The 16,158-nt window shown below is 30.5% G+C and carries 12 protein-coding genes; 2 read left to right on the forward strand and 10 right to left on the reverse strand.

Going from position 1 to position 16,158, the window contains the following annotated elements; genetic code table 11:
* Window positions 1-83: 83 nt before the first annotated feature.
* Together FDT66_RS13840 and FDT66_RS13845 are read right to left on the reverse strand one after the other, a co-directional pair.
* Window positions 84-479 (reverse strand): OsmC family protein, encoded by a 396-nt coding sequence (locus tag FDT66_RS13840; RefSeq protein ID WP_138537560.1) that lies wholly within the window; start codon window positions 477-479, stop codon window positions 84-86.
* Complete coding sequence (locus FDT66_RS13845; RefSeq protein WP_138537562.1) at window positions 469-831, reverse strand: DoxX family protein; 363 nt, start codon at window positions 829-831, stop codon at window positions 469-471. Before FDT66_RS13845 ends, FDT66_RS13840 begins: the two co-directional genes overlap by 11 nt.
* 218 nt (window positions 832-1,049) lie before the next feature.
* Between FDT66_RS13845 and FDT66_RS13850 the strand changes: the two genes are divergently transcribed.
* Entirely contained in the window at window positions 1,050-1,574 is a 525-nt protein-coding gene (locus FDT66_RS13850; protein ID WP_138537564.1) for a hypothetical protein, read from the forward strand.
* A gap of 251 nt (window positions 1,575-1,825) precedes the next feature.
* Here the strand turns inward: FDT66_RS13850 and FDT66_RS13855 are convergent, their stop codons facing one another.
* The 8 genes from FDT66_RS13855 to FDT66_RS13890 all read right to left on the reverse strand — a co-directional run bounded on the left by FDT66_RS13855 (window position 1,826) and on the right by FDT66_RS13890 (window position 11,440).
* Window positions 1,826-3,517: a hypothetical protein gene (locus tag FDT66_RS13855; RefSeq protein WP_138537566.1), complete on the reverse strand. Its 1,692-nt coding sequence runs from the start codon at window positions 3,515-3,517 to the stop codon at window positions 1,826-1,828.
* Window positions 3,518-3,805: 288 nt separating this feature from the next.
* Window positions 3,806-4,327: a hypothetical protein gene (locus FDT66_RS13860; RefSeq protein WP_138537568.1), complete on the reverse strand. Its 522-nt coding sequence runs from the start codon at window positions 4,325-4,327 to the stop codon at window positions 3,806-3,808.
* Between the two features lie 175 nt (window positions 4,328-4,502).
* Complete coding sequence (locus FDT66_RS13865) at window positions 4,503-4,856, reverse strand: four helix bundle protein (protein WP_138537570.1); 354 nt, start codon at window positions 4,854-4,856, stop codon at window positions 4,503-4,505.
* A gap of 136 nt (window positions 4,857-4,992) precedes the next feature.
* Window positions 4,993-6,228 carry a DUF6638 family protein gene (locus tag FDT66_RS13870; protein WP_138537572.1) on the reverse strand — a complete coding sequence of 412 codons (1,236 nt, stop codon included), beginning with the start codon at window positions 6,226-6,228 and terminating at the stop codon, window positions 4,993-4,995.
* 40 nt (window positions 6,229-6,268) lie between these two features.
* The gene (locus FDT66_RS13875; protein ID WP_246034889.1) at window positions 6,269-6,856 is read right to left on the reverse strand and encodes an NUDIX domain-containing protein; all 588 of its coding nucleotides are present in this window, start codon (window positions 6,854-6,856) and stop codon (window positions 6,269-6,271) included.
* Complete coding sequence (locus tag FDT66_RS13880; RefSeq protein ID WP_138537576.1) at window positions 6,846-8,807, reverse strand: AAA family ATPase; 1,962 nt, start codon at window positions 8,805-8,807, stop codon at window positions 6,846-6,848. Before FDT66_RS13880 ends, FDT66_RS13875 begins: the two co-directional genes overlap by 11 nt.
* Window positions 8,808-8,955: 148 nt before the next feature.
* On the reverse strand, window positions 8,956-9,993 hold the full coding sequence (locus FDT66_RS13885; protein ID WP_138537578.1) for a hypothetical protein: 1,038 nt from the start codon (window positions 9,991-9,993) through the stop codon (window positions 8,956-8,958).
* A gap of 103 nt (window positions 9,994-10,096) precedes the next feature.
* On the reverse strand, window positions 10,097-11,440 hold the full coding sequence (locus tag FDT66_RS13890) for a glycosyltransferase family protein (protein WP_138537580.1): 1,344 nt from the start codon (window positions 11,438-11,440) through the stop codon (window positions 10,097-10,099).
* Window positions 11,441-11,635: 195 nt separating this feature from the next.
* Here FDT66_RS13890 and FDT66_RS13895 point away from each other — a divergent pair.
* Window positions 11,636-16,158 (forward strand): IgGFc-binding protein (locus FDT66_RS13895; RefSeq protein ID WP_138537582.1); only part of this gene is annotated, 4,523 nt, incomplete at its 3' end.

Genomic DNA, 16,158 nt, shown 5'->3' on the forward strand with positions numbered 1-16,158 from the left:
TATTAAAAATGTTTAATTGTGTAATTGTTTAATTATCTCTTTTGAACTGAAACTGCCACTAAAAACTGTGACTGCCTACTAAACTACTGAATACTACTAACTATTTCAGTTTCTCCTTTTACCATTTTAGCTACTGGACATTTGCCAGCAATTTCTAACAATTTCGTTTTTTGTTTTTCGTCAATTTCTTTTGAAAATGAAATTTCTTCTTTTAAATAAGAACCATTTTCATTTTTAACTTGCGAAACGTTTACAGTTATTTCGCCAACATCCCAACCTTTTCTTTCGGCATACATTCTTAAAGTGATAGCAACACAACCTCCAATTGCTGTAAGTAAATACTCTACTGGTGTTGGTCCATTATCATCTCCACCGAAATTTACTGGCTCATCTATAACTGCAAAATGATTTCTCATTTTTGCTTCTGCTAAATAGTTTTTAGTTGTTAAAACTACTTTTGATGTGGTATTATTTGCCATTATTTACTTTTTTACTAAATATGTATGAAACAAATAGTAATACAATTGCTAATAATGCTCCCATATGTTCTCCATCACTAATCATGTAATGAGCGAAAAATGCCAACACAAAATTGAAAAAGAAACCTGCATATGCCCATTCTTTTAATGATTTGTTTGACACAAACCAAATGGTAATTAATCCTAAAATTTTAGCAATAGCCAATGGATAAATTATATAGGTTGGATATCCAAAACTTGCAAACGCTGCTTGAATTTCTGCATTGTTAAAAAAATACATGCTTACTGAAAAAAGCATTAATAGAGTTAATAATCCTGTTGAGATATAGTAAATAATTTTGTTTGTTTTCATTTTGGGTGATTTTAAATTCTAAACAAAGTTACAACAAATAATTTTATTTACCAAGGAAAATAAATCCGTGGAAATATATTTAATTTAATTTTTATTAAAAAGGGTGTTTACCTGTTGATTTCTTGTTAAAATGCTTAAATTAGCTAACTAAGTTTATTAAACATTAAAACATTGCGTAACGTGATGACGTTGCAAACTATTTAGGAAAAATGCTCTGAATGAAAAAAATTATTTTAGAATATAGATTTACTAATCATCAAAAGATTACGTTTCTCCTATATCTTGGAGCACCTTTCTTAATTAAAATTTTCTTTTTGTTAAGAAACAATATGCATTTGAATATGAAAGATTATTTAATTCTTTTGCTTTGTGTTATTTGTTATGCTTTTTTAATATCAATTGCATTTTTGAAAAGGGGGTTTCTGAAAAAAAACTCAAATCTTTATAAAGGTTCATTCTTTTTAGGAAAATTATTTTTCAAAACGCGAATTGACATTTCTGAAAAATCTAGAATAGTAGTGTTGAAATTTAGGAAATCTCAAAAATTTGCTTGGTTTAGTGATGCGAAACCAGACTTAGCATTTGAGTATAACAGTTTTGAAATTAACCTCTTGAATGCAAGACATACAAAACGAAAACCAATACTAGATCTGAAAAAGAAAGAAAACGTTGAACCAATAACTAAATTTTTAACGTCTAATTTTGGATTGAAATTTGAAAAATATAATCCGAATTTTAAATAAAAACAGTTGGCAACACCGTATAAACTTTATTGCTTGTTTTAGCTCACTCGGGAAATTCCTTCGGAATTTTGCCGTTCGTGTTTTAATTAGTAAATTCTCCTAAAATCACACAACTTTCCATACACAAACTGTTAGCTAAACACAAAAATCTATCTCAGCTCTAAAAATTTGTAAACAAGTTTAGTCCAGATTGAATCTTTCAATTGTGTTCAAGATGACAAATTAAGATGCTTCATAAACTCGCAATGAAACTACTGATTGATACGAATAGAATCTATCTGTTTTTGCAAACGTTGAATTTCTTTTAAATTCTTTTCCTTTTTAGAAATCAATTGAATGGAATCTAAAATTGCCTGATTTTTTTCTAAAACTGTTAGCTCTTTTTCGAAGTAAATGTTTTCTCCTTCACTAGTTCTCCAAGCTTCATTTAACTGCTTATAAACCTCTTCGTTCCAAGTACTTGGTTTTTTTGCGTTTATCCAAACAACATCTCTATATTCGCTATCTACCAAAGCTAAATCTGGTGTTGCAGAACCATCAAACTGATTTGGGTTGTTGGTACTAATTGTAGATATTGTACCTAAAAAGAACATGCGCTTTCTACCTGCAATATTTTTAATATAAGGTCTAAATTCTACAGGAGAATTTGCATTCCAATCATACTCTTTTTTTGATTCTTTTACCTTTAAGGGCATTGCAGAAACACCTGCATAACCTTGTTTTTTTGAAGCATGATCGTAATAATAAAACTTATTTGTACCATCTGCTGGAATGAAAACACTAAAACTTAAACTGGTTCTTTCTTCTCCAACAGGCTCTAAACCAAACCAATGATATAAACCGTTAAATGCACCAACATTTGTATCTGAAAAGTCGAAATCGGTTACGTATGGTTGTTCATTTTGGTCTTTTGGTGCAACTGGAATTTTTACTGCACTTTTCATGTTCCAAGGTAATGGATCTGAAAAACCTGCCAAAAACTTTAAAGATTCTGCTTGTAATCGAGAAACTTTTTCTGACAATGTATTTTGTTTTGTAAGGTATTTGTAATTTTTCATTTCTTCTGGAGAAATATACGTTCCTTTTCCAATGGTAATTCGCTCTAAATAGTCTTTCAAAGAATGTTCGCCATTATCAACAACCATAACTCCACCAAAAGTTGGATATGGAAAAAAGAAGCCTTTCCATTTTATTAAACTTACTACTTGTACCCAAGCACCTTGATCGTTTTTCATATAAAACGTGTCACTTGGTTCGTAATTAAATAACATCCAAGGGTTAAATCTTTGCACCACTGCATTGTATGTATTTCTACTAAATTTTAAAGATTCGCCTATGGAAAACGTAACCGGAATTCTATTTTCACTCGAAAATCTTGGAAAAGGTGTGGTACTTGATACTGAAAAAACCTCTTCTGTATTGTCTTTTAAACCTTGCCAATAATATTTTTCTGTAGGCTGAATTGCCATTGTCCATTGATTTGAATCATCCACTCTTACCAAGTGTGGTAATGAAACATCTTTGGTTTCTCCAACAGATTCATTTGCCATTGAAAAAATGTTTCTTAAGGGTTGAATTCTTTCGTTTTGCGTTAGAGGAAGTTCTACAATTTCAATTCTATTCAAATTGTTAAACACATTATAAGTTTGCATATAATTGTACATTTTCGATTGAAAACCCACGTAATAAATAGCTCCAAAAAAAAGTGCTAATAGAAACAAAATACCTATTCTGCTTCCTGTACTTGGAGTTTTTCGAAATTTTCTCAATCCAAAATACAATACTGTAAAACATAAAAGAATTATAAACATAAACTTTCTAAAAAACAACAATGCTGGTTGATAATCGTCTCTTAAAAAGAATAATAACGCAATAATAATGATAGAGAATATGATGACTCTCTTTTTTTGTTTTGATCCTTTATTCCAATATTTTTTTATCATAATTATGAGTTTGAAGTATGAAGTTGGAAGCCTGAAGTTTCTTACTCATACTTTATAGTTTGAAGTTGGGAGTGGGAAGCTGGGAGTTTCTCACTCATACTTTATCTTTTAAAATTGAGAGTTTAAAAATTTTTACTCTTAACTTCTATTCTTATTTGATTTATAGTTTGATGATATTTTTCTTAATGACTTATATTATTATTTTTATTTCAATTTAATTCATACTTACATATTATAACTTCTTTTTCTACTCCAACTTCCAACTTCGAGCTTCAAACTTCCAACTACTTAAAGCAGTCCTTTATCTTTTAAACGCTCTCTTGCACTCTTCTCCTCTACTTTTGGTTTTTCAATTTCCTCTTGTACTTTTTTAATAGCTATTGGTTCTTCACCTTTTATATCTTCAATAAAATCTTTTCCTTTTTCTAAAACATCATTAAATTTTTCTTCTAGAGAATCTGAATGTTCATCTATAATTGCTGACGATTTAAAAATAAATCCTGCTATATAGGTACCAATTAAAGTTCCGAAAATCATCGAAGCAAATAAAGAAATTGTTGCCAAATCTATAGGAATTAAAAAACGTGTGATTAAAATTCCAATCAAGAAAAATGAAGTAATAAAAACTAGCCTTAAAAGAAAGTTTTGCTCATAAACAAACCCCTTTTTTTCTATAGATTTCATTTGTAATTCTTTAGAATTCAATAATTTATTAAAAAAACGATACACTCTATTGGTTTGTGATTCTCTCCAATAAATAATAATGCCTAATAATATTGATGCTATAAAAGTAATAAGTTCTAATGTCATGGTTTTGAAGTTTGGAGATGTTTTAAGTTTGATGTTGGGAGCTTGAAGCTGGAAGTTTCTTACTCTTATGTTATTTTATACTATCTTATTTTTTAATTGTTTGAAGTTGGTTTGAGTTTGAAGTTGGGAGTTTCTTACTCTTACTTCAAACTCCCATCTTCCATCTTCCAACTTATTATTTTATTTTTTTTCTAAATGCTATTATCATATTCATTAAGTTGAAACATTTTTTGTACTGATTATTAAATTTTATTTCTGATATGTAATTTCTTCTTTTTGCTTTGTGTAAACACGTTACAACTTCTGCTAAAGAACGAATTGAATACCCTAAAAACTTTCTATATTCTGGACCTGACTGTAAAATTGAGCCTTCTGAAATATTTAAAGCAACAGAATCTGATGCTCTTCTTAACTGTGATGATAAATTATAAATTTCTTCTCTTGGAAAACTATTAGCTAATAAATTCATATCCTCGCCTAAATCCATAGAATTTTGCCAAATAATAAGATTTTCAAATTTAAAACTCATTCGTTTTCTTTTTATAAAAATACAAAAATCAATTTCTATCTCCTACTCTAACTTCCATCTTCATGCTTCTAACTTCACGCTTCAAACTCCCAACTTCACACATCATTCTTCCAACTTCGTGCTTCAAACTTCCAGCCTAATAACCATTTATTATTGTTTCCACAACCCAATCTTGAACAGACTCATTTAAATTTTTAAAACGTTCATAAAATTGTTCTTTGTCATACCAATATAAAAATAAAACATCTTTTGGTGCAATGTTTACCAATAAATACCATATTAAATCTTGATTTGCCGCTTTTAAAGATGAATGTGGTTTGTTTAAAGCTACAAATAGTTCGTCATCTAAAATATCTTTTGCTTTTATTGTTTTTGAAATCTCTTTCTTTTGCAAAAAGAGTTCTAAACCCATTACTCTTTTTCGTTCTTGTATGTCTATTTTATTTAAATAACTCTTAAATAAAATAGGGTCTTGTAAAATATCTTTTATTGGATGGTTTGTTTCTTTTAAAAAAGATGAAAAAATGTATTTTTTAATTCTGTCATATCTTTTTCCTGTAACTTCTTCATTCAAATCAAACTCAATTATATCATAACTTAACAACCTATCTATTAACTCTTTGTGAGATATATGATACATTAACACGTCGTAAGTTGTGTCGTTTATAGCTTCTTTGTAGGTTTCTTCTTTTTCGAAAATTAAAATAGGTTTTACAAAGTCTCTCAACACAAAAATTCCACCAAATGCTTTTGTGTAAAAAGAATCTGATGCAAAAACAATTGATTCTAAATCTAACGTTCTTTCTCTTAAATCGCCATATTTTTTAGCAGATGCCAACAACTGTTGATGAATATTTTCATCAATAAAATTAGTATCTTTTTTAAAAGTTTCAATCATTTTTAATTGTTCCGCTTTTGCAACATCTAAATTATTGATTAGATGAAATTTAATGTTGATTTCTTTGTATTTTAAAACATCTAAAGGCTCGTAAAACGTGTCTATTTTTTGGTCGAAATCTATACAAATTGCGGAATCTCTTGTAATATTATTTATTTTATCTCCGTGTTTTCTAAAAACAGTTTTCATTAATTCTTTATCAAAAGAATGAAACGGATTGTACACAGGTAAGCCTTTTTGTTTTGGTGAAATAATAATGGCATGTGTATTTGCTTCGCCATTATTTAAGTAAAAATTTTCATTTTTCTCTTCTGCAATTTCTGGACTCCAACCAGCTCCATCAATTGAAAAATTGGTGAGTTTTGTTTCTGAAAAACCTAATTTCAATAAACATTTATTGTAACGTTCTACTAATTTTCCGCTAATGGGAATTAGTTCGTTTCTATATAAATTGGCTTTTTTTAGTTTTTGCATATTCCTATTCTAAATTCTTTCTGAAGAAAAAGAACTTTTCTTACTCGATTAATTTTTTAACTTTCAAATGATACAACAACATAATGGTTCTTGCATCTATAATTTCTTGGTTTTCTATCATTTTTAAAGCATCATCAAAAGACATTTCTAAAACCGTAATTTCTTCACTTTCTTCTGCTAAACCTCCTCCACTTTCAACTTTATCTTCATCTGTATATTTTGCAACATATAAATGAACTTGTTCTCTCATTAATCCTGGCGATAAAAAAACAGTACTTACTTTTTCGATTTCAGAAATATTGTAACCAATTTCTTCTTTTGTTTCTCTAATTACACTTGTTTCTGGCGATTCATTTTTATCAATTGAACCTCCAACAACTTCTATCGAAAATCCGTTTTTAACACCTGCAACATACATAGGTATTCTAAATTGTTTTGATAAAACTACTTTTTGGGTTATCGGATTGTATAACAAAACTGCTACTCCATCTGCTTTTCCGTAAACTTCGTGGGTTAAACGCTCTGTTTTTCCGTTTTTAAAAGTAAAATCGAAACTGACTTGCTCTAACTTTGCCCAAATATTGGAAAGAACTTTTGAGGTTACGTTTTTAACTTTTTTATCTGTCACCTCCAAATGTTTTTCTCGCTTCCAAATCGATATTTAATTGATTTACTCTTGCATCTACTTTTCTCTTGAAATCTGTATCTGCAATCGTAGCAACATTGTCTAAATACCTTACTACTTCTTGTCTTCTAATTTCTGAAAAATTCAACCCTTTCATATTGGCTTTCATCAATTCTTGCAACATATGAAACTTTGTTTCGTAATCTTTCTTGAAATACGTTTCTGGGTTTTCGAACCAATCTTGTTCTAAATCAAAATCTGTTAGTCTTAAAGATATCGCAGATTGAATATTACGCACATCTCTTGATGAGAAAAATGGAAATATTTGCTGAATTTCTTTATACAAACTCGCAAAAAATAAATGCTGATTTGTTTTATGCAGTTTTTCTGCTTTATCATAAGCTTGCAAAACTCTTTCTTCAGAAGGTTTTTCTACCGAATTTAAAATATCTCCCATGCTTTTTGCTAAACCTTGGTCTTTCAAAAATTGATAATTTTCTGGATTTTGCATGTTCACAAAATCGGGCATGGTTTTATCAAGTTTCTTCCACCAAATATAATCTTGGTCTAAAAAGTCGTGTTCAGTTCTTGCTCCATCAATTTTAAATCGTCCTTGTACACGAGAAATTACAGCTTTGTCTAACATTTCTGGTAAATTGGTAAAAAGTCCGATAGAAGAATTTCCATAATTTACAGCATAAGCGCCTTCTGTATAACGTAAGAATACGCCAATAACTTCTTTAACTCCGGCTGAAACTCCTTGTGCAGTTCTTTCTTGTAAATTATTTTCTGCATCGTCAATTGGCGCAAAAATTAATTTTGTTGGGTCTTGCATTGGCTTCATCCATTCCACCATTTTTTCTGCAGAACCTCCTTGAAAAGTACTAATTAAAGTATCTGGCATTGGATGAAACAAAAAAGGAATATCTAAATTGTCTGAATGTTCTTTTAAGCGAGTTGCAATCGCAGCAATTAGCATACTTTTTCCTGTTCCTGGAATTCCATATCCCATAAAAACTGGCATAAAACCTCCCAATTCTTGAAACGGATTTTTCTTTGCATCAAAATCGTAGCTCAACATTCTTTCTGTTAATCTACGTGCGAAATGTTTTGCATCTTTATTTCCAACAATTTGCTCGAACTGAATTTTATTAAACTCAACACTTTTTGCGGTTCCTGCAAAAACATTTTCCCAACCAGAAACTGCGAAATCGCTGTTTTCTAATTTATACGTTCTATCTACAATCGTTTCTGTATATTCTAACGTACTTTTTCTAAGCTGTATTTCATCAATAAAAGCTGCAAAATACACCACTGTAAAATCGATTACATCTTTGTCTGTTTTTACAATATCTGGATGTCCTAAATATTTATCAAAATAAAATAATGCACAGGCAATTCCTTTTAATGGTGATGTAAAAGATACTTCTGGAATTCCTGCAAACTTTTGCTTCATTACAGATAAATCGTCTGAACAATGTGGTTTTAAATCGTGTAAAATTTTATAAGCGGTTGCAAATAATTGAAATGCAGTTGCGGTTTGCATTTTACTTTCAAATTCTCTTTTTCCATTAGAATCTAAAGCTGATTTTCGTTCGTTCAAACTTGATAAACCTGAGGCATCGTAATAACTATCTTTTATCCAAATTCCTAAAGTAATTCCCTCTTGAACAGCATACAAAGTCTGATTCAAATACACAGGAATTGCAATAGAATCTGGCAATAAGCGCTTTTTTAAGCCTAAAATAGTTTTAGAAACGGAGGTTATTTCTACGTTACTTCCACTGTTTGCTCTTGACAAATACAATAAAATGGAATCGTCTTTTGCGTCTTTATCTTTATTTTTTGCTCTATTACTTTGTTCCCATTGAATGGATTTTAAATAGCCAGAAGCTTCATCGCGAAGCATGTCTAATTCATTTTGTTTTATTGGGAAAGTTGAGTTGTGTTCCATTGTTTAGTATTCAGTCAGCAGTCTTCAGTTTGCAGTTTACTCTGCTTTTCTTACTCTGCTTGTTATTTTTTTAATTTTTCTTCTTTACTTTTATTTTTTACTCTTTTTTCGCAGACACGTTGACTGAAAACTGCCAACTTTAGACTGCTTACTTTAAAGAGCTTACTTCAATTGGACTCTTCGCCAATTTATGCAGTACTTCTGGAGTTCTATTATGCAATAATTGAATGATTCTGTGTGGTGCAAAAACATATTTCTGTTTGATAACCTCACTCCATTTTTGTAAAGTTTGCTTCGAAAAAAAACCGCCTTCTGTAAAAGTTTCTCCAGAAAAAACTTCATCAATTTTTAGTGATAAAGCATATGATTCTAAAGGAATTTCTTTTTTTGAAATTCCTGTTAAAATAGCATGTGTTATTTTATTTTCGTCTTTAGCAAATACATTATGAAATGGCCCTAAATCAATTCTTTTGATATGTTTTGGTTCAATATCAGTTAATTTTCTGTCTATATTATAAGCCATGGTATCTAAAGGCATTTGTCTATCTGCGGTTTCTTTTAAAACCTGATAAATTTTTTCTTTATCCTTTAGGGCATTTTTACCTTCGTAATTAAAATACATATAACAAATAAAAGGTCTATTGTGACTCACATCATAAAAACTCCAACTTGTTATATATTCGTAAGAAGCATCTTTTGGAGCTTCCAAAATTTTACCTTGTACAAACCTGTTGAAAATTAATTTTTGATCTACAGATTTGTAATACACAATAGAAGCTGCTTGAAAAAGTCGATCTCTTTTAACTGCTTGTTTTTTCTTTAATAGAGTGTCTAAAAATTCTTCTTTTAAAGAATCAATATCTGTTAACTTATGAATGTATTCGTTTTTTAACTCTAAATCATTGTACAAAAACCTAAATTCTAAATAATTTGGAAAACCAGAATCTGTCAAATCGACCTTCATATTATCTTCCTCATCATACATATACTTAATACGCATGGCTTCAATGGAATACAGTAGTAAATCTGAGTATTGCTTAAAAATCAACAGTTCTTGCTGACTGCATAATTTTTCTTGTTGAACGCTTACAATCAGTTCTTTTAGAACAAAATCTACCATTTTGTGATAAAAAACATATTGTTCTTTCGAATCTAAAAGTGCAGAATCTAAAGGTGTTGTAATCATATTTTCAGTAGACAGTTTTTCAGTAGGCAGTTGGCAGTCATCATAATAAAGTCAAAAACTGACTACAAACTGAAGACTGCTTACTGCTGATTGCTGACTTTTTTTAAGACAATAAATCGTCGTTTGAAGATTCTTTTTTTGGAGCTGGAGTTGGCTCATCATCATTTCCAGAAGGTGCATTTGCATCTGCTTTGTAATAATCTTCAAAAATCTCTTTCATATCAATTCCATATCTGTCTGCAAAATTCTTTTGAATGTCCACATCTTTTTCACGTATTTCTTGCAATGCTTCAGCATACGTACTGTAAACACCTTTCATTACTTTTTCATGAACTGGAATGTTTTCCATCATATCTTGTCTTGCTCTTGCACTTGCTGAATGCATTGAAGCCAACGTTTCTCCAATATGTTCATCTGTCTTAACACCTAAATGCTCTAAAATTGCCGCAAATTCTTGATCGGTTCTTGCTTTTAACGCAACTATATAACCATCGTAATATTTTAGTCTTTCTTCAGTATCTGACTTTAATTTAGCTCTATGGGTTTGTAAATTAGAACGCAATGAGGTTAATACCTTAATTGTTAAATTGTGTTTATGAACAAAACTATCTTTAGAAGCTGCTAAAGTTGTGTAAGCATTTTTCAATCCTTCTAATTCTTCTACTTTTTGTTCAATTGATGTTACTTTTCCAATGGCTTCTGAATAGGCTGTAGATTGTTTGTCTGCTATTTCATCTAATTCTTGACGAGCTTGTTTTAACAATGCATATTGCTCTTCTAATTTATCTTCTACTTCCTTCTTTTTTTCTAAGGCTTTTGTATGATTTTTTGAAGCTTCTACAATGGCCGTTTTTAGCTTTTCTTCTACCTCTTTAATTTCTACTTCTCTGTTTTTTAAACGGGTAACTGCTGCTTGAGATTTGAAAGAAAGTTCACCCAACAATGTTTGAATATCAGCACTTTCAATTCGCTCTTGAAACATTGCTTTTGCTTTATTATCTGCTCCTGCTCTTATTTTTTCTGCTTCTGCAAATTCTGCTTCTTCTCTTTTTATTCTTGATTTTCTTCCCCACAAATTATTCCACCAAGTATCTGGTTTGTTTTTTGCGTCTTCTAATTCAATTCTAGCTCTTTCTAATGCTTTTTGAGCATCGTCAATTACTTTTTGTTCAGCTGGATTTAAGGCAGAAAAACCTTCGAATTTAATACCTACTTCATCTTGATAATCTGTTAAATCTTTTATAGCATCCAATAAAGTAGTTCTATCTTGTTTTGCCATATCTACAACATCATCTAATGTTGCGTTTAATATTTTTTGACGTTTCTCAGGATCTTCTTCTTGAGATAACTTAGATTTCATGGTATCTATAGCTTTACCCCAATTTACATCTACTTTTTCAGTTTTTTTTGTGGAATTTGTTTCTAATAAGTCAAAATCATCAGACATATGTATTAAGTTTTTAAGTTGAACAATTTTTTAAGTGAAGCAATTTCGTTATTTTTTTTCAAAAAAAAGAATATTTACTTTAAATATATGTAGCTTTTATTCGTTATTTGTTACATAAAATTCAAGATTTTTAAAAAAGAGTTAAATTCTAACAAATTTCTTGTTATTTTTAATTATCAAAACATAATTATAATAATGCTCAAAAATAAAACCTCTTATCTATTACTTACTTTTTTGTTTTTATTTTACTTTCAAAATATAAATGCGCAACTAAGTAAAAAGCATTTTATACCACCTTTAACCTATGCTGAAACTGGAAATGCCAATCCTGAGAATCAATATTTTTACATTTCTACACCTAGCAGTCAAAATGTTCCTTTTAGAATAAAACAAGTTGGTTTTCCTGCTAATGACATTACAGGTGTAGTTTCTAGTTCAAGTCCTCAAGAAATATTTATTGCAAACGGAGACAGTCAATTATTTGTACCCTCACCTCAAACAAGTGTTGTTCATTCAGATAAAGGTTTTATCATAGAAGCCGAAGATGTTATTTATGTTTCTGTAAGAGTTTTAGCAGGAGGTGGAGCCCAAGCAGGAGCCTTGGTTAGTAAAGGTTCTTCAGCTCTAGGAACTGTTTTTAGAGCAGGAATGTTTACCAATGCTAATCCACAAACAAATTACTTGAATTTTATTTCAGTAATGGCTACCGAAAACAATACTTTTGTTAATTTTCATGATTTACCTACAGGAATTCAAATTAAAAATTATTCTGGCAGTTTACCGATAACCAATATTCAATTAAACGAAGGTGAAAGTTATATTATAGCAACAAATGCATTTGACAATAACATCAATAGAGATGCATTAATTGGAACATTAATAACAGCAACAAAGCCCATAGTAGTTAATACTGGTTCTGCAAATGGAAGTTTTCATAATGGTAATGGAAGGGATTATGGTATAGACCAAATTGTTGGGGTAGATAAAATTGGTAGTGAATATATTTTTGTAAAAGGTGATGGTTCTGATGGTTGGGAAAACGTTTTAATTGTTGCTCATGAAGATAATACTACAGTAAGTCTTAATGGTAATGCAGCTATAGCCATACTTAATAAAGGTGAGTATACACTAATTGAAGGAAATCAGTACAATGCTAACGGAAATATGTATGTGGAAACTTCTAAACCCTCCTTTGCTTATCAAGGAATTGGAGCAAATAATAATGAGGCAAATCAAGGTTTATTTTTTGTACCTCCTTTAAGCTGTGAAAATAGAGGAAAAGTAGATAATATTCCATTTATAGAAAATATTGGTGGTGTTACTTTTACAGGTGGTATTACCATTGTTACCAATAAAAATGCGACTGTAAACATTAACTCTCAACCTATTTCTAATTTTGCTACTTCTGGTCCTTTTGATGTAGATGGAAATCCTAATTACGTTACTTACAAGGTTACAAATCTTACAGGAAGCATTTCAATAGAAAGTAGTGAAGAACTCTACTGTGCTTATTTTAATCAAAATGGAGCAGCAAGTTCAGGAGGTTTTTACTCAGGTTTTCCTTCAGCTCCAGAAATTAACTTTAATGCTACTGTTTCATCATTAGGTAATTGTATTCCAAATGTTACGTTACAAGCTGCAAATACAGATTTGTTTGATTCTTTTGAATGGTTTTTTGATGATGGTTCAGGAGGTGGCTTTGTTGCTACAGGAGTTACAGATCCGTCATTTACACCTACAAATCCAGGTAATTACCAATTAAAAGCTACGATTACCTGTACAATGTCTGAGTTTGAGTCTGCTATAGTGCCTGTAAGTATTTGTCCTGACGATTATGATGGAGACACAATGATAGACAACTTAGATACAGACATAGATAATGATGGAATTTTAAACTGTGACGAATCTATTGGAAATGCCAATTTAAATATTTCCGATATTAACAACGTAAGTGTTACTTTTCAAAATAGTTCAACAAATTCTGCAATTGTTACAAGCACATTTTCACAGAATTCATCTGGCGCAACAAATACGTTTACAGGGCAATCAGATGGTAATTTTATTTCTACATTGAATGCGGAAAATATTTCGAATTTAAAATACGAGTTAAATTTTACTCAAAAAATCAATCTTGAATTTACCAAAAGTTCAAGTACAACACACAACATTGTTAATGGAGAATTTTTTATCATAAAAATTGGCCCAAATAATAAAAACATTACACTTTTAGATCCTGATGACAATTTACTTATTGACACTAATTTTGATGGCGTTTTTGAATCTGGAGTTACCACTATTTCTGCTTCAGAAATTCACTTTACGTTTAATCCTTCTCCAACAGGAACAACTCCTTTTAAATTTGTAGCTAATCAAATTAATAATATTGTTTTCGAACATAAATCAAATTCTATTTCATCAACTTCTGTTTTTAACGGAAACCTATTGTTAACTTGTTTTTCTAGAGATTCTGATAATGATGGAGTTGAAGATATGTTTGACTTAGACTCTGACAACGATGGAATTCCAGATTTTAATGAAACTTCAAATGACACAGATGCTGATGGAGTTTTAAATTATTTAGATTTAGATGCTGACAATGATGGTATTTTTGACGCCACAGAAGCTGGTCATAATTTAGATACCGATTTTGATGGAGTAATAGATAATGCCAATGTAAATATTGGTACTAATGGTTTGGTAGATAATTTAGAAACCACACCAGACAGTAAAACACTATCAATCAATTACACAATTGCAGATACTGATGCAGACAACAATTTTAACTTTCTTGAATTAGATTCAGATAACGACAATTGTAACGATGTAATTGAAGCAGGCTTTACCGACGAAAATAATGATGGCTTTTTAGGAAATAATCCTTTACAAACTGATATAAATGGTAAAGTTACAAATACTGTTGATGGATACACAAGTCCAAACCTCGACTATACAATTACTGCCCCAATAACCATAAATACTCCTTTTAACGATGTTATTTTTTGTGAAGATTTAACCTCAACTATTACAATAGATTCCACTGCAGATAATTTTCAATGGGAAGTTTCTACAGATGATGGAACAAGTTGGAATATCATTTCAAATAATGCAACTTATAATGGAGTAACCACCAAAGATTTACAAATTTTAAATACGCCCTTATCTTTTAATAACAATCAATATAGAGTTCGATTAACAAGAACAGGAAACGGATGTGAACAAATATCTAACGCTATAGTTTTAACTGTAAATCCTGCGCCTACTGTTAATGAAGTTAATTTATTACAATGTGATGACGATTTAGATAGAATTTCCACTGTAAACCTTACTGAAGCTGAAATATCTATTTCTACAAATTCTGCAAATGAAACTTTCCAATATTTTGAAACCGAAACAGATGCCATTGCAGGAGCTCCAGAAGTTGCTGATAAAATACGTTATCCTGTAAACCAAACTGGTGAAGCTTGGGTTAGAACTAATTCTTCACTAGGTTGTTATAAAATTTCTAAAATTAACATTGAAGTAGAAGCTGCTGCTGATGTAGCTTATGATAAAGAGTTTCCAGGTGTTTGTGATGATTTTCTTCAAACTGATGGTACAGATGGACCTTTAAATGATAATACTGATGGAATTACCACTTTTGATTTCAGTAGTGCAAATAATGAAATATTAGCTTTTTTTCCACCTGCTTTACAACCTGACTTAGAAGTTTCTTACTATGAAACTACAGAAGATAGAACAGCTGTAATTAACCCTATTTCAGATATTTCTAATTATAGAAACATTGGTTATCCTTCAGATGTTACCAGACAAACTATCTATTTTAAAATTACCAATAAAAACAATAACAATTGTTCTGGTACTGGTGAATTGTATCTAAAAACAAATACAGTTCCAACTGCAAATCCAGTTACAGATTTAGAATTGTGTGACGATACAAACGATGGTGATGCTACTAATGGACTTGTACAAAGCTTCGATTTAGATTCGCAAACAAATGATATTTTGGGCTCACAATCTTCCTCTGATTTTACAGTAACCTATCACCTTTCTGCTGCAGATGCCAATGCTGGTTCTAATCCTCAAAACACACCTTTTACAAATACAATTCCAGATTCACAAGAAATTTTCGTGAGAGTTACCAATAATACAACTGGTTGTTTTACAGACCATACCTCATTTAACGTAATTGTAAATCCTTTGCCAATTGCTAATTTTGTAGATGATTTAGAAGTGTGTGACGATAATTCTGATGGTTCTGCCAGAAATGGTTTTTCACAAAGTATTGATTTAGATGCTCAAACTGCCACAATTTTAGGCAGTCAAGATGCCACCATAAATTCTGTAAGCTATCATAGAACTTTGGCAGACGCACAAAGTGGAAACAACCCTTTAAGTTCACCATATTCAAACTTAACTCCAAATAGAGAAACCATTCATGTAAGAGTTTACAATTCAGCAACCATGTGTGCCAACGGAATTTCTAATTTTGATGTTATTGTAAATCCAGAACCAACATTTACACCTGTTTCTAACCTTTCTTATTGTGATGATGATTTAGATGGTGATGACACCAATGGAATTATTCAAAATATAGATTTAGACAGTCAAATTATTAATTTGTTAGGCGCTTCACAAGATCCTGATGACTTTAACGTCACTTTTCATAGTTCGCAAGCTGATGCTACTTCTGGTGATAATAATTTAACTTCTCCATACAC

It is taken from the genome of Polaribacter aestuariivivens, assembly GCF_005885675.1.
Lineage (GTDB): Bacteria > Bacteroidota > Bacteroidia > Flavobacteriales > Flavobacteriaceae > Polaribacter > Polaribacter aestuariivivens.

Bases quoted from the DNA above. Each gene is read 5' to 3' on its own strand.
- FDT66_RS13880 (WP_138537576.1), bottom strand. From the start codon at position 8,807: ATGGAACACAACTCAACTTTCCCAATAAAACAAAATGAATTAGACATG.
- FDT66_RS13870 (WP_138537572.1), bottom strand. From the start codon at position 6,228: ATGCAAAAACTAAAAAAAGCCAATTTATATAGAAACGAACTAATTCCC.
- FDT66_RS13890 (WP_138537580.1), bottom strand. From the start codon at position 11,440: ATGTCTGATGATTTTGACTTATTAGAAACAAATTCCACAAAAAAAACT.
- FDT66_RS13850 (WP_138537564.1), top strand. From the start codon at position 1,050: ATGAAAAAAATTATTTTAGAATATAGATTTACTAATCATCAAAAGATT.
- FDT66_RS13845 (WP_138537562.1), bottom strand. From the start codon at position 831: ATGAAAACAAACAAAATTATTTACTATATCTCAACAGGATTATTAACT.
- FDT66_RS13860 (WP_138537568.1), bottom strand. From the start codon at position 4,327: ATGACATTAGAACTTATTACTTTTATAGCATCAATATTATTAGGCATT.
- FDT66_RS13885 (WP_138537578.1), bottom strand. From the start codon at position 9,993: ATGATTACAACACCTTTAGATTCTGCACTTTTAGATTCGAAAGAACAA.
- FDT66_RS13865 (WP_138537570.1), bottom strand. From the start codon at position 4,856: ATGAGTTTTAAATTTGAAAATCTTATTATTTGGCAAAATTCTATGGAT.
- FDT66_RS13840 (WP_138537560.1), bottom strand. From the start codon at position 479: ATGGCAAATAATACCACATCAAAAGTAGTTTTAACAACTAAAAACTAT.
- FDT66_RS13855 (WP_138537566.1), bottom strand. From the start codon at position 3,517: ATGATAAAAAAATATTGGAATAAAGGATCAAAACAAAAAAAGAGAGTC.